The organism is Mycolicibacterium flavescens (assembly GCF_001722335.1).
Taxonomy (GTDB): domain Bacteria; phylum Actinomycetota; class Actinomycetes; order Mycobacteriales; family Mycobacteriaceae; genus Mycobacterium; species Mycobacterium flavescens.
The window spans coordinates 108,149-134,621 of sequence record NZ_MIHA01000004.1 but is presented as its reverse complement, the minus strand read 5'-3'; the positions used below and the strand labels follow the sequence as shown (position 1 = coordinate 134,621).

At 69.5% G+C, this 26,473-nt stretch carries 24 protein-coding genes and 1 tRNA gene; 13 read left to right on the top strand and 12 right to left on the bottom strand.

Features of this window, described 5'->3' with window-relative positions; all coding sequences use genetic code 11:
• Positions 1-46 precede the first annotated feature (46 nt).
• Together BHQ18_RS06895 and BHQ18_RS06890 are read left to right on the top strand one after the other, a co-directional pair.
• Positions 47-1,075, top strand: coding sequence for an NAD(P)H-dependent amine dehydrogenase family protein (locus BHQ18_RS06895; protein WP_069413029.1), 1,029 nt, complete (start codon positions 47-49; stop codon positions 1,073-1,075).
• A 27-nt stretch (positions 1,076-1,102) separates the two neighbouring features.
• Positions 1,103-2,857, top strand: a complete 1,755-nt coding sequence (locus BHQ18_RS06890; protein ID WP_069412852.1) for an Hsp70 family protein — start codon at positions 1,103-1,105, stop codon at positions 2,855-2,857.
• 3 nt (positions 2,858-2,860) lie between these two features.
• Here BHQ18_RS06890 and BHQ18_RS06885 read toward each other — a convergent pair whose 3' ends face one another.
• Positions 2,861-3,949, bottom strand: coding sequence for a class I SAM-dependent methyltransferase (locus tag BHQ18_RS06885; RefSeq protein WP_069412851.1), 1,089 nt, complete (start codon positions 3,947-3,949; stop codon positions 2,861-2,863).
• Positions 3,950-4,086: 137 nt separating this feature from the next.
• On the opposite strand from BHQ18_RS06885, the gene BHQ18_RS06880 reads away from it, so the two are divergent.
• Positions 4,087-4,830, top strand: coding sequence for an SHOCT domain-containing protein (locus tag BHQ18_RS06880; protein ID WP_069412850.1), 744 nt, complete (start codon positions 4,087-4,089; stop codon positions 4,828-4,830).
• On the opposite strand, the gene BHQ18_RS06875 is transcribed toward BHQ18_RS06880, so the two are convergent.
• Together BHQ18_RS06875 and BHQ18_RS06870 are read right to left on the bottom strand one after the other, a co-directional pair.
• Positions 4,827-5,456, bottom strand: coding sequence for an MBL fold metallo-hydrolase (locus BHQ18_RS06875; RefSeq protein WP_069412849.1), 630 nt, complete (start codon positions 5,454-5,456; stop codon positions 4,827-4,829). The two genes, BHQ18_RS06880 and BHQ18_RS06875, sit on opposite strands and share 4 nt — an antisense overlap.
• Positions 5,453-6,538: an S-(hydroxymethyl)mycothiol dehydrogenase gene (locus tag BHQ18_RS06870; RefSeq protein WP_069412848.1), complete on the bottom strand. Its 1,086-nt coding sequence runs from the start codon at positions 6,536-6,538 to the stop codon at positions 5,453-5,455. Before BHQ18_RS06870 ends, BHQ18_RS06875 begins: the two co-directional genes overlap by 4 nt.
• A 38-nt stretch (positions 6,539-6,576) precedes the next feature.
• Here BHQ18_RS06870 and BHQ18_RS06865 point away from each other — a divergent pair, with 38 nt between their 5' ends.
• The 4 genes from BHQ18_RS06865 (at position 6,577) to BHQ18_RS06850 (ending at position 9,939) form a co-directional block, all read left to right on the top strand.
• Positions 6,577-7,356, top strand: coding sequence for a dioxygenase family protein (locus BHQ18_RS06865; protein ID WP_069412847.1), 780 nt, complete (start codon positions 6,577-6,579; stop codon positions 7,354-7,356).
• A gap of 39 nt (positions 7,357-7,395) precedes the next feature.
• Positions 7,396-8,466: a class I SAM-dependent methyltransferase gene (locus tag BHQ18_RS06860; RefSeq protein ID WP_069412846.1), complete on the top strand. Its 1,071-nt coding sequence runs from the start codon at positions 7,396-7,398 to the stop codon at positions 8,464-8,466.
• A gap of 20 nt (positions 8,467-8,486) precedes the next feature.
• Positions 8,487-9,311 carry a serine hydrolase domain-containing protein gene (locus tag BHQ18_RS06855; protein ID WP_069412845.1) on the top strand — a complete coding sequence of 275 codons (825 nt, stop codon included), beginning with the start codon at positions 8,487-8,489 and terminating at the stop codon, positions 9,309-9,311.
• Between the two features lie 115 nt (positions 9,312-9,426).
• Complete coding sequence (locus BHQ18_RS06850) at positions 9,427-9,939, top strand: DUF3145 domain-containing protein (RefSeq protein WP_069412844.1); 513 nt, start codon at positions 9,427-9,429, stop codon at positions 9,937-9,939.
• 146 nt (positions 9,940-10,085) lie between these two features.
• On the opposite strand, the gene BHQ18_RS06845 is transcribed toward BHQ18_RS06850, so the two are convergent.
• Together BHQ18_RS06845 and BHQ18_RS06840 are read right to left on the bottom strand one after the other, a co-directional pair.
• A complete protein-coding gene (locus BHQ18_RS06845) occupies positions 10,086-10,982 on the bottom strand; it encodes a diacylglycerol kinase (RefSeq protein ID WP_069412843.1) in 897 nt (298 codons plus the stop codon).
• Entirely contained in the window at positions 10,979-12,559 is a 1,581-nt protein-coding gene (locus tag BHQ18_RS06840; protein WP_069413028.1) for an FAD-binding oxidoreductase, read from the bottom strand. Before BHQ18_RS06840 ends, BHQ18_RS06845 begins: the two co-directional genes overlap by 4 nt.
• 59 nt (positions 12,560-12,618) lie before the next feature.
• On the opposite strand from BHQ18_RS06840, the gene BHQ18_RS06835 reads away from it, so the two are divergent.
• Both BHQ18_RS06835 and BHQ18_RS06830 read left to right on the top strand, forming a co-directional pair.
• Positions 12,619-13,197: a TetR/AcrR family transcriptional regulator gene (locus BHQ18_RS06835; protein ID WP_069412842.1), complete on the top strand. Its 579-nt coding sequence runs from the start codon at positions 12,619-12,621 to the stop codon at positions 13,195-13,197.
• Complete coding sequence (locus BHQ18_RS06830; protein WP_069412841.1) at positions 13,194-14,729, top strand: glycerol-3-phosphate dehydrogenase/oxidase; 1,536 nt, start codon at positions 13,194-13,196, stop codon at positions 14,727-14,729. The genes BHQ18_RS06835 and BHQ18_RS06830 overlap by 4 nt, the downstream gene beginning before the upstream one ends.
• An 89-nt stretch (positions 14,730-14,818) precedes the next feature.
• On the opposite strand, the gene BHQ18_RS06825 is transcribed toward BHQ18_RS06830, so the two are convergent.
• The 7 genes from BHQ18_RS06825 to aceE form a co-directional block, all read right to left on the bottom strand.
• A complete protein-coding gene (locus tag BHQ18_RS06825; RefSeq protein ID WP_069413027.1) occupies positions 14,819-16,240 on the bottom strand; it encodes an acyl-CoA carboxylase subunit beta in 1,422 nt (473 codons plus the stop codon).
• A 36-nt stretch (positions 16,241-16,276) separates the two neighbouring features.
• Entirely contained in the window at positions 16,277-17,548 is a 1,272-nt protein-coding gene (gene kasB, locus BHQ18_RS06820; RefSeq protein ID WP_069412840.1) for a 3-oxoacyl-ACP synthase KasB, read from the bottom strand.
• Positions 17,549-17,570: 22 nt separating this feature from the next.
• Positions 17,571-18,821 (bottom strand): 3-oxoacyl-ACP synthase KasA, encoded by a 1,251-nt coding sequence (kasA, locus tag BHQ18_RS06815; protein WP_069412839.1) that lies wholly within the window; start codon positions 18,819-18,821, stop codon positions 17,571-17,573.
• The gene (gene acpM, locus BHQ18_RS06810; protein WP_068148804.1) at positions 18,818-19,120 is read right to left on the bottom strand and encodes a meromycolate extension acyl carrier protein AcpM; all 303 of its coding nucleotides are present in this window, start codon (positions 19,118-19,120) and stop codon (positions 18,818-18,820) included. Before acpM ends, kasA begins: the two co-directional genes overlap by 4 nt.
• Positions 19,121-19,187: 67 nt before the next feature.
• On the bottom strand, positions 19,188-20,108 hold the full coding sequence (locus tag BHQ18_RS06805; RefSeq protein WP_084293921.1) for an ACP S-malonyltransferase: 921 nt from the start codon (positions 20,106-20,108) through the stop codon (positions 19,188-19,190).
• 138 nt (positions 20,109-20,246) lie between these two features.
• A complete protein-coding gene (locus BHQ18_RS06800; protein WP_069412837.1) occupies positions 20,247-21,524 on the bottom strand; it encodes a PucR family transcriptional regulator in 1,278 nt (425 codons plus the stop codon).
• Between the two features lie 187 nt (positions 21,525-21,711).
• Positions 21,712-24,501: a pyruvate dehydrogenase (acetyl-transferring), homodimeric type gene (aceE, locus tag BHQ18_RS06795; protein ID WP_069412836.1), complete on the bottom strand. Its 2,790-nt coding sequence runs from the start codon at positions 24,499-24,501 to the stop codon at positions 21,712-21,714.
• A gap of 176 nt (positions 24,502-24,677) precedes the next feature.
• On the opposite strand from aceE, the gene BHQ18_RS06790 reads away from it, so the two are divergent.
• The 4 genes from BHQ18_RS06790 to BHQ18_RS06775 all read left to right on the top strand — a co-directional run bounded on the left by BHQ18_RS06790 (position 24,678) and on the right by BHQ18_RS06775 (position 26,397).
• Positions 24,678-25,253, top strand: coding sequence for an Rv2240c family protein (locus tag BHQ18_RS06790; protein WP_372516636.1), 576 nt, complete (start codon positions 24,678-24,680; stop codon positions 25,251-25,253).
• A 105-nt stretch (positions 25,254-25,358) separates the two neighbouring features.
• The gene (locus tag BHQ18_RS06785) at positions 25,359-25,784 is read left to right on the top strand and encodes a DUF3052 domain-containing protein (RefSeq protein WP_069412835.1); all 426 of its coding nucleotides are present in this window, start codon (positions 25,359-25,361) and stop codon (positions 25,782-25,784) included.
• 31 nt (positions 25,785-25,815) lie between these two features.
• Positions 25,816-26,280, top strand: a complete 465-nt coding sequence (locus tag BHQ18_RS06780; RefSeq protein ID WP_069412834.1) for a peroxiredoxin — start codon at positions 25,816-25,818, stop codon at positions 26,278-26,280.
• Positions 26,281-26,325: 45 nt separating this feature from the next.
• A tRNA-Val gene (locus BHQ18_RS06775) sits at positions 26,326-26,397 on the top strand.
• Positions 26,398-26,473: the final 76 nt, after the last annotated feature.

The following is a 26,473-nucleotide window of genomic DNA, read 5'->3' as shown; positions in this document are numbered from 1 at the left end:
CGACGCCAAACGGGTCGTGGTGTGGGGCACCGGGTTCGTCGGCAGGATGGTCATCCCCGAGGTCGTCCGGCATCCGCTGTTCGAGTTGGTCGGCGTGGGCGTGAGCAGCCCCGACAAGGTGGGCCGCGACGTCGGCGAGATCTGCGGGCTGCCCGAGCCGGTCGGAATCAACGCGACCGACGATATCGACGCGCTGATCGCGCTGAAACCCGATGCGCTGGTGCATTACGGGCCCACCGCCGCGCACGCCGACGACAACATCGGGCTGATCACCCGCTTCCTGCGGGCCGGCATCGACGTCTGCTCGACGGCGATGACGCCCTGGGTGTGGCCGACCATGCACCTGAACCCGCCGAACTGGATCGAGCCGATCACCGAGGCGTGCGAACTCGGCGAGTCGTCCTGTCTGACCACCGGTATCGACCCCGGATTCGCCAACGACCTGTTCCCGATGACGCTGATGGGGCTGTGCTCGGAGGTCCGCACGGTGCGGGCTTCGGAACTGCTGGACTACACCAACTACACCGGCGACTACGAACGCGAGATGGGCATCGGGCGCCCGCCGGAGAAGAAGGCGATGCTCGAAACCTCGGACATCCTGGTATTCGCTTGGGGCGCAACCGTTCCGATGATCGCGCACGCGGCGGGGATCATGCTCGACGAGATCACCACGACCTACGACAAGTGGGTGACGCCCACCGACCGCGCGTCGGCCAAGGGAGTGATCCCGGCGGGCCACGTCGCGGCCGTGCGGTTCACCATCAACGGCGTGTACCAAGGGCAGACCCGCATCCAGCTCGAGCACGTCAACCGCATCGGCGACGACGCGGCGCCGGAGTGGCCGTCGGGCAATCAGAGCGACGTCTACCGCGTGGACATCGAGGGCACCCCGAGCATCTTCCAGGAGACCGCGTTCCGGTTCACCGACGGCTCGGGCCGCGACGCGGCGGCCGCCGGATGCCTGGCGACCGGGCTGCGGGCGCTCAACGCGGTGCCCGCCGTCAACGACCTGTCACCGGGCTGGGTGACGGCACTGGATTTGCCATTGATCCCCGGCGCGGGCACCATCCGCTGACGGGACTCGAACTCGGGATGGGGAGCGATGGTTGACGGCGTAGGGCTGTCGGTTGGTGCGACCAACCTGGCGGCCGTCGTGGTGGGCAGGACCGCGCTCACCCGGTCGCCGGTGCTGACCCGGTTCGCGCACCGGCCGCCGGAAGTCGGGGTGCCCGGCGAGAACCGCAACCTCAACGAGCGCGGCCTGATCCTGACCGACTTCGTGGACCGCGTCGGTGACCCGGTCGGCATCGTGGCCGCCGACGGCTCGACGCACCGCGCGGAGGTCGTACTCGCCGACGCGCTGCGGGCGATGCTGTACGCGGTCGGCGGTGGGCGGCCCGTCACCGACCCCGTCGCGGTGACCCACCCCGCGCACTGGCGCCCGCCGGCGGTGGAGGCGCTGCGCGCCGCGCTCGCCGACCTCGACGAGTTCCACAACCCGGCGCTGGTGGCCGACTCGGCCGCGGCGCTGACCGCGCTGCAGGACGACCCCGGACTGCCGGGCCGCGGGGTGATCGCGCTGTGCGACTTCGGCGGTTCCGGCACCAGCATCACGCTGGTGGACGCCGCCAACGGCTTCGCGCCGATCGGCACGACGGTCCGCCACACCGACCTGTCCGGCGATCTGGTCGACCAGGCGCTGCTGCAACACGTCCTCGACGACCTGTCGGCCGCCGGGACCATCGACCTGACGGGCACCTCGTCGATCGGGTCGCTGACCCGGTTGCGCGCCCAGTGCCGCGGCGCCAAGGAGCGGCTCTCGACCGCGTCGTTCACGTCGCTGGTCGCCGAACTGCCCGGGCACCGCAGCGATGTGCGGTTGACCCGCACCGAACTCGACGAGGTGCTGCGCGGCCCGCTGGCCGGCTTCGCCGACGCGCTGGCCGACACCATCGAGCGCAACGGCGTTCGGGGACTGGCGGCGGTGGCGTCGGTCGGCGGCGGGGCCCGCATCCCGATCATCACCACGACGCTGTCGGAACGGTTCCGCGTACCGGTGATCACGATGGGCCAACCCGAGCTGGCCGCGGCGATCGGCGGCGGGCTGGCCGCGGTGCGCGGCAGCGTCGACGAGGGCGCGACCGCGATGTCACCGGCTCCGGCTGCGGCCGCTGCCGCCGCGGCGGCGACCGCGATGGCACCCGAGGTGCCCGTCGGTGACGCCGCGCCGCAGTCCGGCAGCGTCGGGGCGCTGGCGTGGTCGGACGCCGACGAGCCGCCCGAGGTGACCGCCCCCGACCCCTACGACTACGGCGACGCCGGACAGGTGCGCCCGCAGGTTCAGTTCGACGACGACCAGTCGTGGGACGACGTCCCGCCGCGCAAGGTGCCCTGGTACCGCAACCCGGCCGTCCCGCTGGCCGCCGGTGTGATCGGGGTGCTGGTGGCGCTGCTGGCCGCGGTGGTGTGGGTGATGGCCGGTGACGAGTCGCCGCCGGATCCCGCGTCGACCACCGCGCCGCCGATGACCGTCACCCCCAAGCCCGCCACCACGACGCCGCCGTCCCCCGAACCACCGGCCACGCAGGCGCCGCCGCCGCAGACGGTCTACCAGCCGCCGCCGGTCACGCAGACCGTCACCGCGCCGCCGCCGGAGCCGCCGCCGTCGGAACCGCCCCCGGAACCCCCGCCGAGCACCCCCGAGCCTCCACCGCCGCCGACGAGCGAACCGCCGCCGACCACCGACCCGCCGGGTTGGACGCCGCCGACGTGGAGCCCCCCGACCGCGCCGTACCCGACAATCCCGGGCCTGCCGTGGGTGCCGGCGCCGCAGATCCCCGCGCCACCCGGACCCTGACCGCTAGGCCACTTTCGGGCGCTTGAGCAGCACCACGTGGGCCATCGGGATGTGGGTCTGCTCGGGCGCGGCGGCCAGGCGCACGGCGAGCCCGCGCTCGAGCCGGTCGGCGAACTCCGCCGCCCGCGGATCGGCGGCGCCGCCCTCGAGCGCGGTGATCAGGGTCGGGAACACCGCCGCTCGGCAGAACGCCGCCCACTGCGCGCCGAACGCCTCGGCGTTGCCGTCGACGCGGTACTGATCCCAGTAGCGGTCCTCGGCGTCGAAGATCTCCAGATGTTCGATCTCGAGCTGCTCGAAGCGGCCCTTCGGCGCGAACGGGGCGCAGAAGTCGGACTCGGAGCGGCCGACGATCGGCAGCCCCATCCGCAGCACCTCATCGGCGGTGACCAGCCCGGCCGACGCCAGCTCGTCGATCGCGTCGAGCAGCGCCGTCAGCGCCGGGCGGTGGCCGATCTCGCCGTCGTCGGTGACGCCCATCGTCATCACGACCAGGCGGCCGCCGCGGCGCAACTCGCGCCCGCGGAACGCGATGAACTCGTGCCAGTCGTGCGCGGCCTGCCGGGCGTAGGCGGCGCGCACGCCCGCGTCGCGGCTGTAGGCGACGTGGATGTGGTCGGGGACCGGAGCCGGAACCCGGCTGAGCCACTGCACCGCCCACGAGCTCCAGCCCAGGTGCACGCTGCTCGACGGCATGATCTGGCTGTAGAAGGACCGCCCGATCGCCGAGGCGAACGTGTTCGCGTCCTTGCTCAGGTAGCTGTCGGGGTCTTCGGCGAGTGTCCGGAACAGCTTGGTGAAGTCGTTGTCCGGTACGTCGGTGTGCACCACCAGCGTCGAGTGGTCCATGCGGGTCCGCTTGCGCAGCACCTCGATTGCCGAGCAGATCGGCAGCAGCGAGTTGTGTCCCGTCGAGGCCCCGTAGTCGGCGATGACGAGCGGTTGCGGGGCCCGCGGCATCGGCACCGCGCCCGCCGCATCCTCGAACAGCTTGATCGCCGGCTGTAATCCGGCCGCCTGCAGCCGCGAGCCGGCGGTGTACTTCCCGCTGTCCATCGGCTCGGGCCGCACGACGATGCTGGATTCGGGCATCGCGACCTCCGTGGACGTGCAAACGACAGATCGATCGGTACCGACCGTAGTCCCAACGGCGCGGCGGCGCCCGTGCGGCCCGAAAACGCTGCGCGTTGGCGCGACGCCGTGACACCTGTCATGAAAGACTTTCGCGCATGAGCGCACGGGTCGCTTCGCGGGTCGCCGTCACCGTCGCCGTGATCACCCTGGTGCTGTCCACCGTCGGGTTCGTGCTCACCCTGGTGCTCAGCGCGTTCGTGTTCGACGAGTTCGACGCCTACGGCGAGGTGCCGATCCCGGGCACCGGCACCGTCGAACTGCCCGCCGGGGAGGTGACGGTCAGTTTCCACACCGTGGTCACCGGTCAGCCCACGAGCGGGTTCCCGATCCCGCAGATCAGTGTCAGCATCGAACCGCCGTCCGGCGTCGCCGATCCGGTGGTCACCGAAAGTGTGGGCGGCACAACCACAGTGAACAGCGACACCCGAGTGCGGGTGTGGGTGGTCGACGTCGCGGAGGCCGGCGAGTACCAGGTCAGCACCGACGGCGACGTCGGCGGCTACATCACCCCCCGGTTGGCGTTCGGCCACGGCAGCTCGTACGGCTGGCTGCTGTGGGTGTGCGGCGCGCTGATCGCGGTCGGGGTCGTCGAACTCGTCGCGGCGCTGCTGTGGTCGGCGCGGGTCAACAAGGCGGCCCGCCCGCTGGCGCCGCACGAGGTGATGACGCTCGACAACCCGCCGCCGCTGTCGGCGGTGCCCACGATCTCGGCGGGACGCCCGCCCAGCGACCAGGGCATCCGGCTCGAGCAGCTGAGACAGCTGGCCGCGCTACGGGATTCGGGCGCGCTGACCGAGGACGAGTTCCAGGCCGAGAAGCGCCGCATCCTGCGCGGCTAGTGCCCCCTCGCGACCCAGTCGTCGTAGTTGACGATCTCGTCGCCGATGGTCGTCGAATCGCCGTGGCCGGTGTAGACGACGGTGTGGCCGGGCAGCTTGCCCAGCCGGCCCGAAATCGACTCGAGGATGGTCGGGAAGTCCGAATACGACCGACCGGTCGCGCCCGGCCCGCCCTGGAACAGGGTGTCGCCGGAGAACACCGCGTTGAGTTCGGGCGCGTGCCAGCACACCGACCCCGGTGAGTGCCCGGGGGTGTGCAGCGCCCGTAGTTCGGTTCCGGCCACCCGCAGCGTGTCCCCGTCGGCGACCGAGCGGAAGTCGATGTCCGGGTGCGTCATCCGCCACAGCACGTCGTCGGCGGGATGTAGCAGCACCGGGGTGTCGAGCGCCTGGCCCAGCTCCGGGGCGACCGTGACGTGGTCGTTGTGACCGTGCGTGCACACCACCGCGACCACGTGTCTGCCGCCGACCGCCTCGACGATCGGGCGGGCGTCGTGGGCGGCGTCGAACACCACCACCTCGGAGTCGTCGCCGACGACCCAGATGTTGTTGTCGACTTCCCAACTGCCGCCGTCGAGTTCGAAGGTGCCGTGGGTCACCACCCGGCCGATCGGTCCGCCGTTCACAACATCACCACCGAACGCAGAACCTGGCCGCCGTGCATCTTGTCGAACGCCGCTTCGACGTCGTCGATCCCGATGCGCTCGGTGACGAATTTCTCCAGCGGTAGTCGGCCCTGCAGGTACAGGCTGATCAGGGTGGGGAAGTCGCGTTCGGGCAGACAGTCGCCGTACCACGACGACTTCAGCGCCCCGCCGCGGGAGAAGAAGTCGATCAACGGCATCTCCAGCGTCATGTCGGGTGTCGGAACACCCACCAGCACAACGGTTCCGGCGAGGTCACGGGCGTAGAACGCCTGCTTCCAGGTCTCCGGGCGGCCGACCGCGTCGATCACGACGTCGGCGCCGAACCCGTCGGTCAGATCCTGGATGGTCTCCACCGGATCGAGTTCGCGGGCGTTGACGGTGTGGGTGGCGCCGAACTCGCGGGCCCACTCGAGCTTCTTGTTGTCGGTGTCGACGGCGATGATGCGCCGGGCGCCGACCAGGGCGGCGCCGGCGATCGCGGCGTCGCCGACACCGCCGCAGCCGATCACCGCCACGGTGTCGTCCCGGTTGACCGCGCCGGTGTTGACGGCGGCGCCGAGGCCGGCCATCACGCCGCAGCCCAGCAGTCCCGCAACCGCGGGGTCGGCCTCGGGATCGACTTTCGTGCACTGACCTTCGTGCACCAGGGTCTTGTCGGCGAACGCGCCGATGCCCAGCGCCGGCGTCAGCTCGGTGCCGTCGGTGAGCGTCATCTTCTGGGCGGCGTTGTGGGTGTCGAAGCACAGATGCGGGCGCCCGCGCTTGCACGCGCGGCACTGGCCGCACACCGCGCGCCAGTTGAGGATGACGAAGTCCCCGGGTTCGACGTTGGTGACGCCGTCGCCGACCGACTCCACGGTGCCTGCCGCCTCGTGGCCCAGCAGGAACGGGAACTCGTCGTTGATGCCGCCCTCGCGATAGGTCAGGTCGGTGTGGCACACCCCGCAGGCGGTCACCTTGACCACCACCTCGCCCGGACCCGGGTCGGGGATCACCACATCCACGACCTCGACCGGCTCGCCCTTCTTCCGTGAGATCACTCCGCGCACCGTTTGACTCATGCCTACAACCTATAAGGGAAAGAGGGCACACTCGAACTATGGCTGATCCCATTCCGGCGCTCTTTCTGTCGCACGGGGCGCCCCCGTTGGTCGACGACGAGTTGTGGGTCCGACAGCTCGGGGCGTGGGCCCGCGATCTGCCCCGGCCGGAGGCGATCCTCGTCGTCTCCGCGCACTGGGAGTCGGCGCCGCTGACCATCGGCGCCACGTCGGCGGACGTCCCGCTGACCTACGACTTCTGGGGCTTTCCGCAGCGCTACTACGAGACCACCTACGACGCGCCGGGCGCGGTCGACCTGGCCGGCCGCGTCGAGTCGCTGCTGTCGCTCGACGGCCCCGTGCGTCGTCACCCCGACCGCCGCCTCGACCACGGCGCCTACGTCCCGCTGACGGTGATGTACCCCGACGCCGACATCCCGGTGCTGCAGATCTCGATGCCGACGCTGGACCCGCGCACGCTGCTACGTCTGGGCGAGCGGTTGCGCCCGCTGCGCGACGAGGGGGTGCTGATCATCGGCTCCGGATTCACCACCCACGGGCTGCCGTTCCTCGACGACTGGACGCCGAACGCGACGCCGCCGGACTGGTCGGTGGAGTTCGACGCGTGGGCGGCCGAGAGGTTCGCCGCCGGCGACGCCGACGCGTTGATCGACTTCCGGCACCGCGCACCCGGCATGCCGTACGCGCATCCGACGATCGAGCACTGGGCGCCGTTGTTCGTCGCGCTCGGCGCGTCGGCGGATCCGGGGCAGGCGCCGCGTCAGGTGATCGACGGCTACTGGATGGGCCTGGCGAAACGGTCGATCCAACTCGTTTGACCGGTGTGCAATGGAGCGGTACCGAGGGAAGGACGCTTCATGACCGACACCGCTGATCTCGTCGACACCACCGAAGAGTTCGCCGGACGCATGGTCGGCGCGATCGACAGCGCGAGCCTGGCGCTGCTGCTGTCGATCGGGCACCAGACCGGCCTGTGGGACGCGATGTCCGGGCTGCCGCCGTCGAGCAGCGCGCAGATCGCCGACGCCGCGGGCCTCAACGAACGGTATGTCCGCGAATGGCTGGGCGGGGTGGTCACCGCGCGGGTGGTCGACTACGACCCGGCCGCCGGGACCTACGTGTTGCCCGCGCACCGCGCCGCGGTACTGGCCAGGTCCGCCGGGCCGGACAACCTCGCGCGCGTCGCGCAGTTCGTCTCGATGCTCGGCGAGGTCGAGCAGAAGATCATCGAGCGGTTCCGCACCGGCGGCGGCCTGTCCTACAGCGAGTATCCGCGGTTCCACTCAGTGATGGCCGAGCAGAGCGGGGAGGTGTTCGACGCCGCGCTGGTCGACGTCGTGCTGCCACTGGCCGACGGACTACCGGAGCGTTTGCGCGACGGTATCGACGTCGCCGACATCGGCTGCGGCAGCGGGCACGCGGTCAACGTGATGGCGCAGGCGTTCCCGGCCAGCAGGTTCACCGGCATCGACTTCTCCGAGGAGGGCCTGGCCGTCGGTCGCGCCGAGGCGAGCCGGCTCGGTCTGGCCAACGCGTCGTTCGTCGCCGCCGACGTGGCCGCGCTGGACATGCCCGAAAGTTTCGATGCGATAACAGTTTTCGACGCCATCCACGATCAGGCGGCGCCGGCGGCGGTGCTGGCGAACATTCACCGCGCGCTGCGGCCCGGCGGCTACCTGGTGATGGTCGACATCAAGGCGTCGTCGCGGCTCGAGGACAACGTCGGCGCGCCGCTGGCCACCTACCTGTACACGGTGTCGACGATGCACTGCATGAGCGTGTCGCTCGGCCTCGACGGCGCCGGGCTGGGCACCTGCTGGGGTCATCAACTGGCCACGTCGATGCTCGAAGACGCCGGTTTCACCGACGTGCGGATGCACGAGATCGAGTCCGACCCGGTGAACTGCTACTACATCGCTGGCAAGTAGGGGCCGATAGAGTCGGCGCAGTGAGCGCGCTCGATGCAATAGCCGAATGGCCCGTGTCCACGGTCGCCGCCGCGGTGGTGGGCCCGTCGGGCGTGCTCGCCGAGCACGGGGACGTACGGCACCGGTTCGCGCTGGCATCGGTGACCAAACCGCTGGCCGCGCGCGCCGCGCACGTCGCCGTGGAGGAGGGCGCCGTCGGCCTCGACACCGACGCCGGCCCGCCGGGCGCCACCGTGCGCCATCTGCTGGCACACACCGCCGGCTACTCCATGCACTCGGCGGAGACGATGGCCGAACCCGGCAAGCGCCGCGTCTACTCGAACTACGGGTTCGGCGTGCTCGCGTCGACCATTGAGGCGGCCGCCGACATCGAGTTCGGCCGCTACCTGACCGAGGCGGTGTTCGAACCGCTGGCGATGTCCGACTCGACGCTCGACGGCGGCGCGGAGGCGGCCGGGTACGGCGCGACGTCGACCGTCGCGGACCTCGCGGCGTTCGCCGGCGACCTGCTGCGCCCGGTGACGGTGTCGGCTGAACTGCACGCCGAGGCCACCTCGGTGCAATTTCCCGGCGTCGACGGGGTGCTGCCCGGGTTCGGGGTGCAGCGCCCCAACGACTGGGGGCTGGGGTTCGAGATCCGCGGCGACAAGTCCCCGCACTGGACGGGGTCGGCGAACTCGCGGGCGACGTACGGGCATTTCGGCCAGTCAGGGACGTTTTTGTGGGTCGACCCGCGCGCCGATCTGGCGCTGGTGGTGTTGACCGACCGCGACTTCGGCAAGTGGGCCTACGCGCTGTGGCCGGCCGTGTCTGACGAAGTCCTGAGAGAATTTGCCTCGGACTAGCGCAACACGCGTCTCACAAGGCACAATAGACACGCACGACACATATCTGCTGCGCAGTTCGGATCCGCAGAGGCCGTTGGGGAAGACGTCCCTCGTGGAGCCGAAGGAGTAGCTGATGCGTGCGTCGAACCAGTTCGCCGAAGCGACGACGGGCGTGGTCTACATCCATGCCTCACCCGCTGCGGTATGCCCGCATGTCGAGTGGGCGTTGTCGTCGACCCTGCAAGCACGGGCGAACCTCAAGTGGACCCCGCAGCCGGCGATGCCCGGACAGCTGCGCGCGGTCACCAACTGGGTGGGCCCGGTCGGCACCGGCGGGGCGTTGGCCAGCGCGCTGCGCTCGTGGTCGGTGCTGCGCTTCGAGGTGACCGAGGATCCCAGCCCCGGCGTGGACGGGCACCGCTGGTGCCACACCCCGCAGCTCGGCCTGTGGAGCGGCGCGATGAGCGCCAACGGTGACGTGATGGTCGGCGAGATGCGGCTGCGGTCGCTGATGGCCGCCGGCGCCGACATGCTCGCCGCGGAGCTCGACTCGGTGCTCGGCACCGCGTGGGACGAGGCTCTGGAGCCCTACCGCGACGGCGGTGCGGGCGCGGAGGTCAGTTGGCTGAGCCGCGGAGTCGGGTAGCCGACGACATTGAGCAGCGGAGTCGGGTAGCCGACGACATCCAGCAGCGGAGTCGGGTAGCTGTCCCTGCCGAGCAGACGCAAAGTGCCCTACTTTCGGCGAAATTAGGGGCAGTTTGCGTCTGTTCGCGCAGGAAAACCGGGGCGCTAGGGCGTGAGGATTCGCAGCGCCCCCGGGACCGCCGACACCTCGACCGGTAGCGGGCACATGTACTCGCCGTCGGCGTAGGCGTTGATGCCGGGGGAGTCGACGGTGATTGTCTTCGCGCGGGCGGTCCTCACCTCGTCCAGTGCGGTGTGGGTGCCCTTGAACACCGTCGGAAACAACCGGATCAGCTTGGTGCGCGACGCCGACGCGACCATCGTGACGTCGAGCAGCCCGTCGGTCGGGTCGGCGTCCGGGCAGATCAGCATGCCGCCGCCGTAACTGCGGGTGTTGCCGAACGCCGCGAGCGTCAACTCCGTCGTCACCTCTTCGCCGTCGAACGACAGCCGAAACGGCAGCAGCCGCAGCTTCGACAGTTCGGCGACCATCGCGAGGTTGTAGCGCATCCGGCCGTGCGGCCAGCGCATGCGATTGGTCCGGTCGGTGACCAGCGAGTCGAAACCGGCCGCCATCACCGTGCCGAACCACTTCTGGGTGCCGTCGGCGGCGCGGATTCGGCCCAGGTCGATCGTGGTGGCGGCCCCGTCGACCACCACGTCGGCGGCCGCCTCCGGATCGCGCGTCGGGATCCTGAATTCGCGGGCGTGGTCGTTGCCGGTGCCGGCCGGGATGATGCCCAGCGGTATCCCGGTCTGCGCGAGCACTTGCAGCGCAAGCGAAATGATGCCGTCTCCGCCGACGACGACCAACGCGTCCATCCCGCGTTCGAGCGCACCCTCGACGAGCTTGCGCGCATGCGCGGCGTCGGTGCCGGCGATCGCGACGACGTCGACGCCGCGCCGGTGGAACTGCGCGACGGCCCGTTCGGCCGCATGCGGTGCGCTGCCGTGCCCCGATGCGGGGTTGGTCAACATCGTGATGCGGCCCAGCGCGGTCATGGGATCAGCTTGCCCGGGTTCAGGATTCCCGTCGGATCGAGGGTGGCCTTGACCGCCCGCAGGATCGCGACGCCGATTTCGCCGACCTCGTCGTGCATCCACGGCCGGTGGTCGGCGCCGACGGCGTGGTGGTGGGTGATCGTCGCGCCGGTGCGCATCATCGCGTCGGAGGCGGCGGCCTTGGCCGTGCGCCACTGCTCGATCGGGTTGCCGCGCTGGGCGGCGACGACGGTGAAGTACAGCGACGCTCCGGTCGGATACACGTGCGAAATGTGGCACAGCACAAGGGCCGGCGTGCCGGTATCGGCCAGCGCGCCGGTCAGGGCCTCGGTCACTGCGGCTTTCAGCGCCGGGATGTTCGACCAGGTGGTCGCGGTCTCCAACGTCTCGCACAGCGCGCCCGCCGACAGCAGCGAGTCGCGCAGATACGGCGCGTTGAACCGGCCGTGCTCCCACGCGCGCGCCGGTTCCTCGCCCAGCGATGTGCCGCCCGCGGCCTCGAGCACCGCCCGTGTCTCGGCGTGCCTGCTGGCGACGTGCGCCTCGGTGCCCTCGAACACCGTGATGGCCAGGCACCCTCCGGTGATCTGCTGTTCGCCGATGTTCTCGGTGGTGGCCAGGTTGACGCCGGTCTCGGCCTCGTCGGACAGCCGGATCACCGTCGGCCCGGTTCCGGTCTGCACGACGGCACGCAGCGCGTCGGCGCCGGTGGCGAAGTCGGGGAACGACCAGGCCTCGTACCGCGTCGCGGTCGGCACCGGGTGCACGCGGACCCGCACGCGGGTGATGACACCGAGGACGCCTTCCGAGCCGATCAGCAGTTGGCGCAGATCGGGACCGGCCGCGGACTCGGGCGCGCGGCCGAGGTCGAGCACGCCGATCGGAGTGACCGCCCGCAACCCACGGACCATGTCGTTGAACCGGCCGTAGCCGGCGCTGTCCTGACCCGACGACCGGGTCGCGGCGAACCCGCCGATCGTGGCGAACTGGAAACTCTGCGGAAAGTGACCGATCGAGAAACCGCGCTCACCGAGCAGCCGTTCGGCCGCCGGGCCGGTCAGGCCCGCACCCAGCTCGGCCTCGCCGGACACCTCGTCGAGCCAGTGCAGCTCGTCGAGCCGGCGCAGATCCAGCGAGACGGCCGCGGTGAAGTCCCCGCGCAGCGGGTCCAGACCGCCGACGACGCTGGTGCCGCCGCCGAACGGCACCACCGCGATGCGGTGCTCGCTGCAGTAGCGCAGGATCGCGCCGATCTCGTCGTCACCGGCGGGCAGCAGGATCGCGTCGGGGGCGTCCTGCTCGCCGGAGTCCTTGCGGCGCAACAGGTCCAGCGTCGACTTGCCGCCCGCTCGCAGCAGCCGGGACTGGTCGTCGACGTGGCAGTACTCTGGCCCGACGATGCGGGCCAGCGCGTCGTGGTCGGTGTCACTGAGCGACGACGGCCGCAGGCGCACCTCGTCGGCCTCCAACTCGGCGACCGTCGACGTCGTCACTCCCAGCGCCTGCTCGAGCAGCGCCCGGATGCCCTCGGACAGCGGTTTCGCCTGGCGCGGGTCACCCCAGGCGTTCCACTTCATCGGAGGCAGCAGGTCGGCGTCGCGAGCGTCAGGGCGCGTCATGCGTTACAGTATTACACATGTCGTCAATCCGTAACGATGAACCGACTGTCGAGGACCGCATCCTCGAGGCCGCCGCGTCGTGTGTGCTGGCCGTCGGCGTCAAACGGGTGACGATGACCGAGATCGCCCGCCGGGCCCGGATGAGCCGCCCGACCATCTATCGCCGGTGGTCGGACACCAACGGTGTGCTCGGTGCGTTGATGACGTCGCGGATCGCCGGTGTGCTCGACGCGGTGCCCGACGGCGGCCGCGACCGCGAAACGCTGGTCGCGCGGGCGGTGGCGGTGGCCGAGCATGTGCGCACCGACGAGGTCGTGATGTCGGTGCTGCACGACGCCCCCGAATTCGCCATGGTCTACATCGCCGAACGCCTGGGCACCAGCCAGATGATCCTGGTCGACGCGCTGGCCGAGGCGATTCGCAGCGCGCAGGCCGGCGGCAGTGTCCGAGAGGGCGATCCACACGAGATGGCTGTGATGTGCCTGTTGATCACGCAGTCGACGATCCAGTCGGCGCAGATGGTCGAAAAGATCCTCGACCGCGAGGCGCTCAGCGCCGAACTCGCCCGCTCGCTGAACGGATACCTCGCACCATGAACTCCACCGCGTTGAACGCCGCACGCCGCCGCACCGAACTCGAGGCGCTCGGCAACGGTGACCGCGTCGACGTCATCGTCATCGGCGGCGGCATCACCGGTGTGGGCATCGCACTGGACGCGGCGACCCGCGGGCTGAGCGTCGCGCTCGTCGAAAAGCACGACCTCGCGTTCGGCACCAGCCGGTGGAGTTCGAAGCTGGTGCACGGCGGGCTGCGCTACCTGGCGACCGGCAACGTCGGCATCGCCCGGCGCAGCGCGATCGAACGCGGAATCCTGATGACGCGCAACGCCCCTCACCTCGTCACCGCCATGCCGCAACTGGTGCCGCTGCTGCCGTCGATGAGCAAGCCGTCGCGCGCGCTGGTGCGGTTCGGGTTCGCGGCCGGCGACGGTCTGCGCAGGCTGGCCGGCACCCCGGCGGCCACGCTGCCGCGCAGCAGGCGCATCGACGCCCAACGGGCCGTCGAACTGGCGCCCACCGTGCGCCGCGACGGTCTCGACGGCGCCTTCCTCGCCTACGACGGGCAGCTGATCGACGACGCCCGACTGGTCACCGCGGTGGCGCGCACGGCGGCCCAGCACGGGGCCCGGATCCTGACCGGGGTGGCGGCCTCGAACGCCACCGGCACCTCGGTGACGCTGACCGATCGGCTCACCGGCGAGTCGTGCGACGTCACCGCCCGCGCGGTGATCAACGCGTCCGGGGTGTGGGCGGGGGAGGTGGACCCGTCGATCAAGCTGCGGCCCAGCCGCGGCACGCATCTGGTGTTCGACGCCGCGACGTTCGGTAATCCCGTTGCGGCGCTGACGGTTCCGATCCCGGGCGAACTGAACCGGTTCGTCTTCGCGATGCCCGAGCAGCTGGGCCGGGTCTATCTCGGCCTGACCGACGAGGACGCGCCGGGCCCGGTTCCCGATGTGCCCGAGCCGACGCCCGAGGAGGTGTCGTTCCTGCTGGCCACCGTCAACACCGCGCTGGACACGGCGTTGACATCCGCCGACGTGGTCGGCGCCTACGCGGGACTGCGGCCCCTGGTCGACGCCGGAGCCGGTCGCACCGCCGACGTGTCGCGCGACCACGCGGTCACGGTGTCGCCGTCGGGGGTCATCAGCGTGATCGGCGGCAAGCTGACGGAGTACCGCTACATGGCCGAGGACGTGCTGGATCAGGCGATCGCGCTGCGCGGTCTGCCCGCCGGCGACTGCCGCACCCGCAACCTGCCGCTGGTCGGAGCGCCGTCGAATCCCGTTGCCACGCTGCGTCATCCGATGCAGATGCCCGGGTCGCTGGTGGCCCGCTACGGCGCCGAGGCGCCCAACGTCATCGCCGCGGCCAGTTGCGAGCGGCCGACCGATCCGGTGGCCGACGGCATCGACGTCATCCGCGCGGAGTTCGAGTACGCGGTCAGCCACGAGGGCGCGTTGACCGTCGAGGACATCGTGGACCGTCGTACCCGCATCGGTCTGGTCGAGGCCGACCGGCAGACGGTGCTCACGGTCGCCGAGGAGATGCTCGCGGGCGTCCTCTGACCTCTTACGTTTCGACGCCGAGTGGCCACTTAAAGCGCGGACCTGCGAGGTTTGCGCGCCATAAGTGGCCAGTCGGCCGAAGGTCAGGCCTACAGCGGGATGTTCTTGTGCCGGCCGCGGCGCGCCGGCGCCTCGGCCAGCGCCTGGGTCAGCTTGGACCGCGTGTGCGACGGGTCGATCTTCTCGTCGACCACGCCGATCTCGATCGCCGAATCGACGCCGCCGGCGATCCTCTCGTGCTCGATCGCCAACTGCTCGTGCAGCGCCTCGCGCTCGTCCTCGGGGGCGGCGGCCAGCTTCTTCTTGTGCAGGATGCCGACCGCGGCCTTGGCGCCCATCACGGCGACCTCGGCGTCCGGCCAGGCGTAGACCTTCGTCGCACCCAGCGAGCGGGAGTTCATCGCGATGTAGGCGCCGCCGTAGATCTTGCGGGTCACCAGCGTGACGCGGGGGACCGAGCACTCACCGAACGCGTGCAGCAGCTTGGCGCCGCGGCGCACGACCCCGCCCCACTCCTGGTCCACGCCGGGAAGGTAGCCGGGCACGTCGACGACGTTGACGATCGGAATGCCGAACGCGTCGCACAGGCGCACGAAACGCGCTGCCTTCTCGGCACTTTCGGAGTTCAGGCAACCGCCGAGGCGCAGCGGGTTGTTGGCGATGACGCCGACGGTGCGGCCGGCCAGCCGACCCAGGCCGATGACGATCGACGGGGCCCACTTGCCCTGGAGCTCCTCGAACGGCACACCTTCGTCGAGCAGGGCCTCGATGAGCGGGTGCACGTCGTAGGCGCGCCGGGCCGATTCGGGCAGCAGCGCGTGCAGGTCGGTGTCGCCGGCCTCGGCCTTCGCGCGGTCGAAATGGCCCTGCTGGCAGAACAATCCGACCAGCCGGCGGCCGCGCTCGTAGGCGTCGAGTTCGTCGGAAGCGACGATGTGGCACACGCCGGACTTCTTGTGGTGGGTGTCGGGGCCGCCGAGGGAGGCCATGTCGACGTCCTCGCCGGTGACGCTGCGCACGACGTCGGGGCCGGTGACGAACACGCGGCTCTCCGGTGCCATCACGATGACGTCGGTCAGCGCCGGGCCGTAAGCGGCGCCGCCCGCGGCGAATCCGACGACGACCGAGATCTGCGGGATGTACCCGGAGGCCCGGATCATCGCCTCGAACACCAGGCCCACCGCGTGCAGCGCCTTGACGCCCTCGGCGAGTCGGGCGCCGCCGGAGTGCCAGATGCCGACGATCGGGCTCTGCTCCTCGATGGCCTGGTCATAGGCGTTGACGATGTGCGCGCAGCCCTCGACGCCCATGGCGCCACCCATGACGGTGCCGTCGGTGCAGAACGCGATGGTCCGCACACCGTTGACGGTGCCGGCCGCGGCGAGCACACCCGAGCGGTCCCGCTCGTGCAGCAGCTCGACGCTGCCGTCGTCGAAGAAGGTGCTCAGGCGCAGCAGCGGATCGCGCGGATCCAGCGATTCGCCGACTGTTTCGGGGGCCATCGTCGTCATCAAAACCTCCTGTAGCGCCCGGACCTCTGGCGTGTATCAGTACTTGCCGAAGGCGAGCGCGACGTTGTGCCCACCGAATCCGAACGAATTGTTGATCGCGTATTGGTAGTTGCCCGACCGCGGCTCACCGGCGACCACGTCCAGATCGATCTCCGGGTCCAGGTTACGCAGGTTCAGCGTCGGGGGGATGAGTCCGTCCCGCAGGGCCATCACGGTGAGGATCGACTCCACCGCGCCGACAGCGCCGACCGAGTGGCCCAGCGCGGCCTTGGGGGCGTAGACGGCCGGTTTGTGGCCGCCCATCGCGTTGTTGATGGCCTTGCCCTCGGCGACGTCGCCGACGCTGGTGCCGGTGGCGTGCGCGTTGACGTGGTCGATGTCGGTGGGCTGCAGCCCGGCGAGCTGGATGGCCCGCGTCATCGCGTGACCGGCCTGCTCACCGTTGGGGTCGGGGGCGACGATGTGGTAGCCGTCCGAGGTGATGCTCGCGCCCATGATGCGGGCGAGAATGTTGGCGCCGCGGGCCTTGGCGTGCTCCTCGGTCTCGATGACCATCAGCGCGCCGCCCTCGCCGAACACGAAACCGTTGCGGTCCTTGTCGAACGGGCGGCACGCACCGGCGGGGTCATCGTTGGTGGTGGACAACACGATTCGCATCTGCGCGAAACCGGCGATCGGCACCGCCTCGATCTTGGTCTCCACGCCGCCGCAGATCGCGACGTCGGCCTCACCGAGCACGATGTTGCGCCACGCGTGCGCGATGCCTTCGGAACCCGACGCGCAGGCCGACACCGGGGTGACCACCCCGGCGCGGGCCTTGCGCTCCAGGCCCACCGCGGCGGCCGCGGCGTTGGGCATGTACATCTGAACGGCCAGCGGCGAAACCGCTTTGAGGCCCTTGGCGCGCATCCCGTCGTAGCTGAACACCAGCTCCTCGGTGGAGCCCATGCCGGTGCCGATCGACACCATCAGCCGCTTGGGGTCGACCTCGGGATTGCCGGCGTTCTCCCAGACCCGCCGGCCCAGGACCGTCGACATCTTCTGCAGGTAGGACAGGCGGCGCAGCTCGACCCGCGTCAACTCTTGGTCGAAGTCCTCGAGGAGATGACCGCCGATGCGTACCGGCAGGTCATACTCCTCGACGAACGGGTCCTCGAGCTTGCGGATGCCGCTCTGACCGTCGAGCAACTTCTTCCAGGTGTCGTCAGCGCTGGTCGCCAGGGCCGTCGTCATCGCGATGCCGGTGACGACGACGTTCGGGAAACCGTTTCCCGTGGAAAGCGGAGCCAACGCTGCAGACCCTCCCATCCTGCGTGTAAATCCTTCTTGCTCAGTAGCGCCCGAAGGCCAGGGCGACATTGTGTCCACCGAAGCCGAACGAGTTGTTGATGGCGTACTGGTAGTCGCCGTAACGAGGCTCGCCCGCAACCACATCGAGATCGATCTCGGGGTCCGGCGTCTCGTAGTTCAGCGTCGGCGGGATGACCCCGTCGCGCAGCGACAACACCGTCAGCGCCGACTCCAGCGCACCGACCGCTCCGATGGAGTGGCCGAGCGCCGACTTGGGCGCGTACACCGCGGCGTGCTCGACACCGGCCACGCGGATGGCGTTGGCCTCGGCGACGTCACCGATCGACGTCGCGGTGGCGTGCGCGTTGACGTGCGAGATGTCCTTGGGATCCAGGCCCGCGGTCTCCATCGCACGCTTCATCGCCTGTCCGGCGCGGGCGCCGTCGGAGGCCGGAGCCACCATGTGGAAGGCGTCCGAGGTGATGCCGGCACCCATGAGGCGGGCCAGCGGCTTGGCACCGCGGGCCTTGGCGTGCTCCTCGGTCTCGATGACCATGAGCGCACCGGCCTCGCCGAAGACGAATCCGTCGCGGTTCTTGTCGAACGGACGCGACGCACCCGCGGGATCCTCGTTGTTGGTCGACATCGCGCGCATCATCGAGAACGCCGCGATCGGCAGCGCTTCGATTCCGCCCTCGACGCCGCCGACAACGGCGATGTCCGCGTCACCCATGACGATCTGGCGCCAGCCGTGGGCGATGGCCTCCGAGCCCGACGAGCACGCCGACACCGGGGTGATGACCCCGGCCCGGGCGCCCAGCTGCAGGCCGATCACCGCGGCCGCACCGTTCGGCATGATCATCTGCACCGCGAGCGGCGAGACCTTGCGGGGCCCGCCTTCGTTCATCGCGTCGTAGGTTTCGACGATCTTCTCGCCGCCACCCAGACCGGTGCCGACGACCACGGAGAAGCGATCCGGGTCGACCTCGGGGGTGCCCGCGGTCTCCCAGAGCTGGCCGGACAGATACTTGGCCATGCGCTGGACATACGACATCCGCCGCATGTCCAGTCGCGTCATGTGGTCGTCGATCGAGTCGACCAGATGGCCGCCGATGCGGACCGGCAGGTCCCACTTCGTGACGAACTCGTCTTCGAGGATGCGGATCCCGCTTTCGCCGGCCAGCAGCCCCTTCCACGTGCTCTCGATGTCCGCCGCGATCGACGTGGTCGCCGTGACGGCGGTCACGACGACGTTCGGAAAACCGCCGTTAGCAGTGGAAGGTCGACTCATGCCCGATCGGCTTCGATCTGCGCGCGGATGGCCGCGGCGGCCTCGGGGTTCTCTTCCTCGAGCTTCTGGATGTAGGCGACGACGTCACCGACGGTGCGCAGACCGGCGAGGTCCTCGTCGGGGATCTTCACGCCGTACTTGTCCTCGGTCTGCACGGCGATCTCGACCATCGACAGCGAGTCGATGTCCAGGTCGTCGACGAAGCTCTTCTCCGGGGTGACCTCGGACGGCTCGATACCGGTGACCTCTTCGATGATCTCGGCGAGACCGGCGATGATTTCATCCTGACTGGCGGCCACAGTGGCTCCTTCTTCTTTGGGGTTGTTACCTGGTGGGAAAATGACGATCGATATGTGGTTGTACTGGCTAAAGCTGTGAAAGCCCGTCCAGATCCGCAGGGGATTTGACGGCGTGCGTCGGTACCCCCCGAAGTTCGCGCTTGGCGATACCGGCGAGCGTCCCGGCGGGCGGGAACTCGACGATCGCGGTCACGTTGTGTCGGCGCATCGTGTCGCTGCACAGATCCCAGCGCACGGGCTTGGTCATCTGGGCGACCAGCTTGCTCATGGCGTCCGCGGCCGAAGCAACCGGCTCACCGTCGACGTTCGACAGCAGTGTCGTGGTGGGCTCCGAGGTCGTTACACCCTCGGCGGCCGCAGCGTATCCGGCGCTGGCCGGGGCCATGTAGTGCGTGTGGAACGCGCCGGCGGTAGCCAGCTTACGCACGCGCGCCTTGGCCGGCGGGTCCTCGATGAGCTTGTCCAGCGCGGCGACGGCGCCCGCGGCGACGATCTGGCCGACGGCGTTGCGGTTGGCCGGCACCAGGTCGAGCGCCTCGAGGCGGGCCAGTACCTCGGCCTCGTCACCGCCGAGGACCGCGGCCATGCCGGTCGGTTCCAGCGCGCAGGCCTTGGCCATCTCGGCGCCGCGGGTGGCGGCGAGCTTGACCGCGTCATCGGCGGAGATGACGCCGGCGATCGCGTAGGCGGCGATCTCACCGACGGAGTGGCCGGCGACCACGGTCTGCTTGTCGGCGACGAGTCCGCGCCGGGTCAGCTCCTCGTGGGCGAGCAGCGTGGCCGCCACGACCAGCGGCTGGGTCACCGCGGTATCGGTGATCTCCTCGGCCGAGGCGGTGGTGCCCAGCTGCGCGAGGTCCAGGCCGGCGATCTGCGACCAGGTCGCGAGCCGCTCGGCGGCACCGGGCAGCTCCAGCCAAGCGGCGAGCATGCCGGGTGTCTGGGAACCCTGTCCGGGCGCAAGGAGTGCTATCGCGTGTTGAGGCACGTCTCTAAGAGAACACTGTGAAGACGGGTTTGCGCCGTGTAAGAGATTATGAACCTCGTCTTATGTTTTTGTGGAAACCCTACAAAACAGCCTGTGCTGCGACATTTCCGATATCGGTCCGCTACATAAGGCCTTCTGCTACTCGGAAAGCGCGGGTGTGGGACGCGTCACTGGACGCAGTAGAGGGGCCGCGGTTGCTGAACTGCTCTGGTACCGCTGCCGGCCGAGGCGTCCGACGGTCGAGGCCACGCGCAGCACGTAAGCGTCGCGCGGAAGCATCGGATCACGCCCGGTGAAGTCCGCGATCCGCCTGAGTCGGTACCGGACGGTATTTGGATGAACGAACAATTTGCGGGCGCACGCCTCGATGGCGCCGCCGGAGTCCAGAAACGCGTCGAGGGTCTCGGTCAGCGCCGGTCCGGCGTCGGCGAGCGGGCGCATCACCTCGGTTTGCAGGGCCGCGATCGCCGTCGCGTCACCGAGCAGTGCCCGTTCGGGCAGCAGTTCGCGCGCCGCCACCGGCCGCGGGGCGCCCGTCCATCCGGCGACGGCGTTCATCCCGGCGATGGCCTCGGTCGCGCTGCGGTGTGCGGTGCCCAGGGTCGGTGCGGTCGGGCCCACGACAACGGGTCCGTCGGCGAACACCGCGAGCAGTTCGGTGAGGAACCGGTCGGTCGGGGCCAGCGCACCCGAGACGATCGCCACCAGCCAGGTGCCGTGCACGTCGACCAGCGCGGCACGGCCGTTGCGGATCACGACATCGTGGATGTCGTCGGCGGCCAGGTCGATGCGATCTGGCTGCGGCAGTCCGACGATCACCGTGGCGGGCGCGGTGGCGTCCCAGTTCAGCGCGGCGGCCTGGGACTGCAGATCCGGCCCGGTGTCGCCGCGGACCACCGCGTCGACGACGTTGGCCTCCATCCGGGTGTCCCACGCCCCGCGCGCCTCGGCCTGATCGGCGTAGGCCGAGGCCGCGGCGAACGCCAGGTCGCGGCTGTAGCGCAGGATCCCGGCGGTCAGCGCGGTCAGCTGTTCGTTGTTGCGGGCCAGCAGCGGGACGACCTCTTCGAAGTACTCCATCGTGGTGCGCACCATCTCCACCGACTGGCGCAGCGCGATGCGCCGACGCAGATCCTGCGGCACCACCTCGAACGCCTGGGCGGTGTAGCTCAGGTTGTTCTGCGGGTCGCGCATCCACTCGACGAAGTTGACCACCGCGGTCTGCACGACCAGCTGCACGCTCGAGCGCTGGGACGCCTCCAGCCCGGCGAAGAACGGCAACCGCTCCTCGAGCGCCCGCACCGCCTCGGTGGCCAACCGGCCCGAGTACTGGTGCAGCCGGTTGAGCACCGAGTCCGGCACACCCTCGAGCGCCTCGACCGTCGATTTCGGCGGCACATACCTGTTGTTGGGCACCTCTAAAGGCTACGCCGACTCTATGGAGGAAACCTCCAACGCCTACGCGACTCTCTAGCTGAATGTCGTGGCTACGCCACTCTCTAGCTGAATGTCGTGGCTACGCCACTCTCTAGCTGAATGTCGTGGCTACGCCACTCTCTAGCTGAATGTCGTCGCTACGCGACTCTCTAGCTGAATGTCGTGGCTACGCCACTCCGGGGTCCGACGTCTGTTCCGGCGCCGCCATCACATCATCGATCTCATAGCGCCGCGCCGCCTCGACCGCCACGGACTGATCGATGTTGCCATCGCGCGCCAGCCCCTCGAGCACCGCGACCGCGATCGACTCGGCGTCGGTGTTGTAGTAGCGCCGCGCCGCCGGCCGGGTGTCGGAGAAGCCGAAGCCGTCGGTGCCCAGCGTGATGTACGTGCCGGGCACCCATGCCCGGATCTGCTCGGGCACCGCGCGCATCCAGTCCGACACCGCGATCACCGGGCCTCGCGCATCCGCGAGTGCCTTGGTGACGTACGGCGTTTCGGCGGGCCGGTCCGGGTGGCGCAGCCGCTGCTTCTCGATCTCCACCCCGTCGCGGTTGAGCTCGCCCCAACTGGTCACCGACCACACGTCGGCAGCCACGTCCCACTCGTCGGCGAGCATCTCGACGGCCTTGAGCGCCGACGGCATCGCCACCCCGGAGACCAGGATCTGCGCGGCGTGCGCGCGCTTCTCCGGTGCCGGCCGGTAGCGGTAGATACCGCGCAGCAGGCCGTCGACGTCGAGGCCCTCGGGCTCGGCCGGCTGCCGGTAGGGCTCGTTGTAGATCGTCATGTAGAAGTAGACGTTCTCGGGGTCCTCCCCGAACATCCGCTGCAAACCGCTTTCGACGATGTAGGCGATCTCGTAGGCGAACGCCGGGTCGTAGGCGACGACCGCCGGGTTGGACGCGGCCAGCAGCAGCGAATGCCCGTCGGCGTGCTGCAGACCCTCGCCGACCAGCGTCGTCCGTCCGGCCGTGGCCCCGAGAAGGAAGCCGCGCGTCATCTGGTCGGCGGCCGCCCACAGGTTGTCGCCGGTGCGCTGGAAGCCGAACATCGAATAGAAGATGTAGATCGGGATCATCGGCTCGTCGTGCGTGGCGTACGACGTGCCCGCGGCGATGAAGCTGGCCGACGAACCGGCCTCGTTGATGCCCTCGTGCAGGATCTGGCCGACCTCGGACTCCTTGTACGCCAACATCAGCTCGGCGTCGACAGAGGTGTAGAGCTGCCCGTTGCGGTTGTAGATCTTGAGGTTCGGGAACCACGAGTCCATTCCGAACGTACGCGCCTCGTCGGGGATGATCGGCACGATCCGCCAACCGATCTCCTTGTCCCGCAACAGTTCCTTGAAGGTCCGCACAGTGGCCATCGTCGTGGCCACCTCCTGCTTACCCGAGCCCTTCTTCAGAGCCTTGTAGGTGTCGCGGCCCGGCAGCGTGAGCACCTTGGTCTTGGTGCGGCGCTCGGGCACGAAACCGCCCAGCGCGCGGCGTCGCTCCAGCAGGTACCGGATCTCCGGGGCTTCCGGGCCGGGGTGGTAGTACGGCGGCAGGTACGGGTTCTCCTCGAGCTGGGCGTCGCTGACCGGGATGCGCTGCGCGTCGCGGAAGTGCTTGAGGTCCTCGACGGCAAGCTTCTTCATCTGGTGGGTGGCGTTGCGACCCTGGAAGTTCGCGCCCAGCGAGTAACCCTTGATGGTCTTGGCCAGGATCACCGTGGGCTGGCCCTTGTGCTCGACGGCTGCCCGGTAGGCCGCGTACACCTTGCGGTAGTCGTGGCCGCCGCGTTTGAGGTTCCAGATCTCGGTGTCGGACATCTTCTCGACCAGCGCCTTGGTCCGCGGGTCGCGGCCGAAGAAGTGGTCGCGCACGTAGGCGCCGTCATTGGCCTTGTAGGTCTGGTAGTCGCCGTCGGGTGTGCTGTTCATCAGGTTGACCAGCGCGCCGTCGCGGTCGGCGTGCAGCAGCGCGTCCCACTCGCGGCCCCACACCACCTTGATGACGTTCCAGCCGGCGCCGCGGAAGAACGACTCCAGTTCCTGGATGATCTTGCCGTTGCCGCGCACCGGACCGTCGAGCCGCTGCAGGTTGCAGTTGACGACGAAGGTCAGGTTGTCCAGCCCCTCGAGCGCCGCGACGTGCGCCAGCCCGCGGCTCTCGGGTTCGTCCATCTCGCCGTCGCCGAGGAACGCCCACACGTGCTGGTCGGAGGTGTCCTTGATCTCGCGGTCGTGCAGGTAGTGGTTGAACCGGGCCTGGTAGATGGCGTTCATCGGGCCCAGGCCCATCGACACCGTCGGGAATTCCCAGAAGTCCGGCATCAGCCGCGGATGCGGGTACGACGGGATCCCGCCGCCGGGGTGGCTGTGCTCCTGGCGGAAGCCGTCCAGCTGCTCGGCAGTTAGCCGCCCTTCCAAATAAGCGCGGGCGTAGATGCCGGGGGAGGCGTGGCCCTGGATGAAGACGTGGTCGCCGCCGCCGGGATGCGCCTTACCGCGGAAGAAGTGGTTGAAGCCGACCTCATACAGCGCCGCCGACGACGCGTACGTCGAAATATGGCCGCCCACACCGACTCCCGGCCGCTGCGCGCGGTGCACCATGATCGCCGCGTTCCACCGGATCCAGGCTCGGTAGCGGCGTTCGACGTCCTCGTCGCCGGGGAACCACGGCTCCAACTCGGTGGGGATGGTGTTGACGTAGTCGGTCGACGTCAGCGCCGGGATGGCCACTCGCTGTTCGCCGGAACGCTCGAGCAGGCGCAGCAGCATGTACCGTGCCCGGGCCGGGCCGGACTGTTCGAGCAGGGCGTCGAACGATTCCAGCCACTCACCGGTCTCTTCGGGATCGATGTCGGGCAGATACGACGCGACGCCCTCGCGGATCACCCGCACGCGATCGTGTTCGCCTGCAGTGGTGGAGTTTTGGGCCAGATCCTGGCGCGCGAACTCGGTAGTCAACTTCCGCTCCTTGGTATGCGGTTATCGGGTGCCCGCCGGGACGGCTCAGATGTTTTCTGCGCTTGTCGGTGGGCGACGGATCTCATCCTTCTCCAATCCTGCACTACCCGTCCCGTCAGGGGGGCGACTGCAATGGTCGGACTTCGCCGGAGGTGACCCGGTAACGTCTGCAGACCGTGGTGATCGGGGCGCTGGTGCGTGAGCGGCTGCGGATCGGCGCACTGGCGATCGGCGGCGTGGCCGCCGCGGCGATGATCATCGTCGGTTGCAGCACGGTGACCGAGGGTGAAGGGTCGGCCGACAGGGCCGAGGCGCCGGTGTACCGGGCGTCGGTGTCGGCGTCGCTGGAGGAGTCGGCGGCCAGTTCTGCCGCCCGGGAGTCCGAACGGCAGGCGTCGATCACCAAAGAGGCGATCCACGACTCGTGCGAGACGCTCAGCTCCAGCAGCGTGGACGCGATCACCGCGGTCAACGCCTATGTCGACGCGTTCAACCAGAACGCCGCCGATGCCGGGTCCAGGGCCAGACCGGCGATCGACGCGCTCAACAACAGCGCCGACGCGGTCGCCCGCAGCGTGTCGGACCCGCTGGCGCCGGAACTGCGTGACTCGCTCAACGCCTGGGTGGACGCCGCCAGGGGCGTGGCCACCGCGATCGAGGGCAACTACGGACCCGAGGAATTCAACGCCACGATCACCCGGCTCAACGACACGAAGACCGTCGCGCTGAACCTGTGTGACGCGTCATATTGACCAACTCTGCCCGCCACGCACATGCGCTCGCATCCGGCGTGCGACGATAGGCACACGACAACGCCGAGCGCAGCAGCGCCGGAGCCGGCTGAAGGAGGACCTACCGTGGTCGCGGCGGACGACGCCCCGAACTACGCCCACCGACTGGGCATCCAAAAAGATCAGGTTGTGCAGGAACTGGGCTGGGACGACGACGTCGACGACGACATCCGAGCCGACATCGAAGAGGCGTGCGGCGGCGAACTGCTCGACGAGGACGCCGATGAGGTCATCGATGTCGTGCTGATGTGGTGGCGCGACGACGACGGAGATCTGGTCGACGCGCTCATGGACGCCATCACCCCGCTCGCCGACGACGGCGTCATCTGGGTGGTCACCCCGAAGACCGGCAAGCCGGGCCATGTGCAGCCGGCCGAGATCGCCGAGTCGGCGCCGACGGCGGGCCTGATGCAGACGTCGTCGGCGAACCTGGGCGACTGGATCGCCAGCCGGCTGGTGCAACCGAAGTCCAAGGCAGCGGGTCGGCGGTGATGAGCGCTTGCGCGAAGAACAGAGGGCTCCGATGATCGAGGTCGGAACCGAGGCGCCGGACTTCACGCTCAAGGACCAGAACGGGCAACCGGTCACGCTGAGCAGCTTCCGGGGCGCCAAGAACGTGCTGCTGGTGTTCTTCCCGCTGGCGTTCACGGGCATCTGCCAGGGCGAGCTCGACGAGATCCGGGACAAGCTGCCGGAGTACGAGAAGGACGGCACGGCGACGCTGGCCATCTCGGTGGGGCCGCCCCCGACGCACAAGGTCTGGGCCACCCAGAGCGGGTTCACCTTTCCGGTGCTGTCGGACTTCTGGCCGCACGGCGCCGTCGCCCAGGCCTACGGCGTGTTCAACGAGGACGCCGGGATCTCCAACCGCGGCACCTTCGTCGTCGACCGCGACGGCATCGTGCGGTTCGCCGAGATGAAGCAGCCCGGGGAGGCCCGTGACCAGGCGTTGTGGGCCGACGCGCTCAAGGCGCTGCAGTCCGGCTAGCAGATTTCCTGTCGCAGGTCATCGCCGTGTAGCTTTGCCCTGCTGGGGCGCGTAGCTCAGTGGTAGAGCTCTGGTTTTACACACCAGCGGTCGGCGGTTCGAAACCGTCCGCGCCCACCGAAGTTATTGCAGGTCAAATTCCGTACTCCTGGTACTTCTCACTCCCCGCAAAAACCCCCACTGTGCCAAGAGA

Bases quoted from the DNA above. Each gene is read 5' to 3' on its own strand.
- BHQ18_RS06885 (WP_069412851.1), bottom strand. From the start codon at position 3,949: ATGCCCGAATCCAGCATCGTCGTGCGGCCCGAGCCGATGGACAGCGGG.
- BHQ18_RS06840 (WP_069413028.1), bottom strand. From the start codon at position 12,559: ATGAAGTGGAACGCCTGGGGTGACCCGCGCCAGGCGAAACCGCTGTCC.
- kasA (WP_069412839.1), bottom strand. From the start codon at position 18,821: ATGAGTCGACCTTCCACTGCTAACGGCGGTTTTCCGAACGTCGTCGTG.
- BHQ18_RS06835 (WP_069412842.1), top strand. From the start codon at position 12,619: ATGTCGTCAATCCGTAACGATGAACCGACTGTCGAGGACCGCATCCTC.
- BHQ18_RS06780 (WP_069412834.1), top strand. From the start codon at position 25,816: ATGATCGAGGTCGGAACCGAGGCGCCGGACTTCACGCTCAAGGACCAG.
- BHQ18_RS06850 (WP_069412844.1), top strand. From the start codon at position 9,427: ATGCGTGCGTCGAACCAGTTCGCCGAAGCGACGACGGGCGTGGTCTAC.
- BHQ18_RS06865 (WP_069412847.1), top strand. From the start codon at position 6,577: ATGGCTGATCCCATTCCGGCGCTCTTTCTGTCGCACGGGGCGCCCCCG.
- BHQ18_RS06895 (WP_069413029.1), top strand. From the start codon at position 47: ATGGTCATCCCCGAGGTCGTCCGGCATCCGCTGTTCGAGTTGGTCGGC.
- kasB (WP_069412840.1), bottom strand. From the start codon at position 17,548: ATGGGAGGGTCTGCAGCGTTGGCTCCGCTTTCCACGGGAAACGGTTTC.
- BHQ18_RS06880 (WP_069412850.1), top strand. From the start codon at position 4,087: ATGAGCGCACGGGTCGCTTCGCGGGTCGCCGTCACCGTCGCCGTGATC.
- BHQ18_RS06830 (WP_069412841.1), top strand. From the start codon at position 13,194: ATGAACTCCACCGCGTTGAACGCCGCACGCCGCCGCACCGAACTCGAG.
- BHQ18_RS06870 (WP_069412848.1), bottom strand. From the start codon at position 6,538: ATGAGTCAAACGGTGCGCGGAGTGATCTCACGGAAGAAGGGCGAGCCG.
- BHQ18_RS06860 (WP_069412846.1), top strand. From the start codon at position 7,396: ATGACCGACACCGCTGATCTCGTCGACACCACCGAAGAGTTCGCCGGA.
- BHQ18_RS06825 (WP_069413027.1), bottom strand. From the start codon at position 16,240: ATGACGACGATGGCCCCCGAAACAGTCGGCGAATCGCTGGATCCGCGC.
- BHQ18_RS06845 (WP_069412843.1), bottom strand. From the start codon at position 10,982: ATGACCGCGCTGGGCCGCATCACGATGTTGACCAACCCCGCATCGGGG.
- BHQ18_RS06890 (WP_069412852.1), top strand. From the start codon at position 1,103: ATGGTTGACGGCGTAGGGCTGTCGGTTGGTGCGACCAACCTGGCGGCC.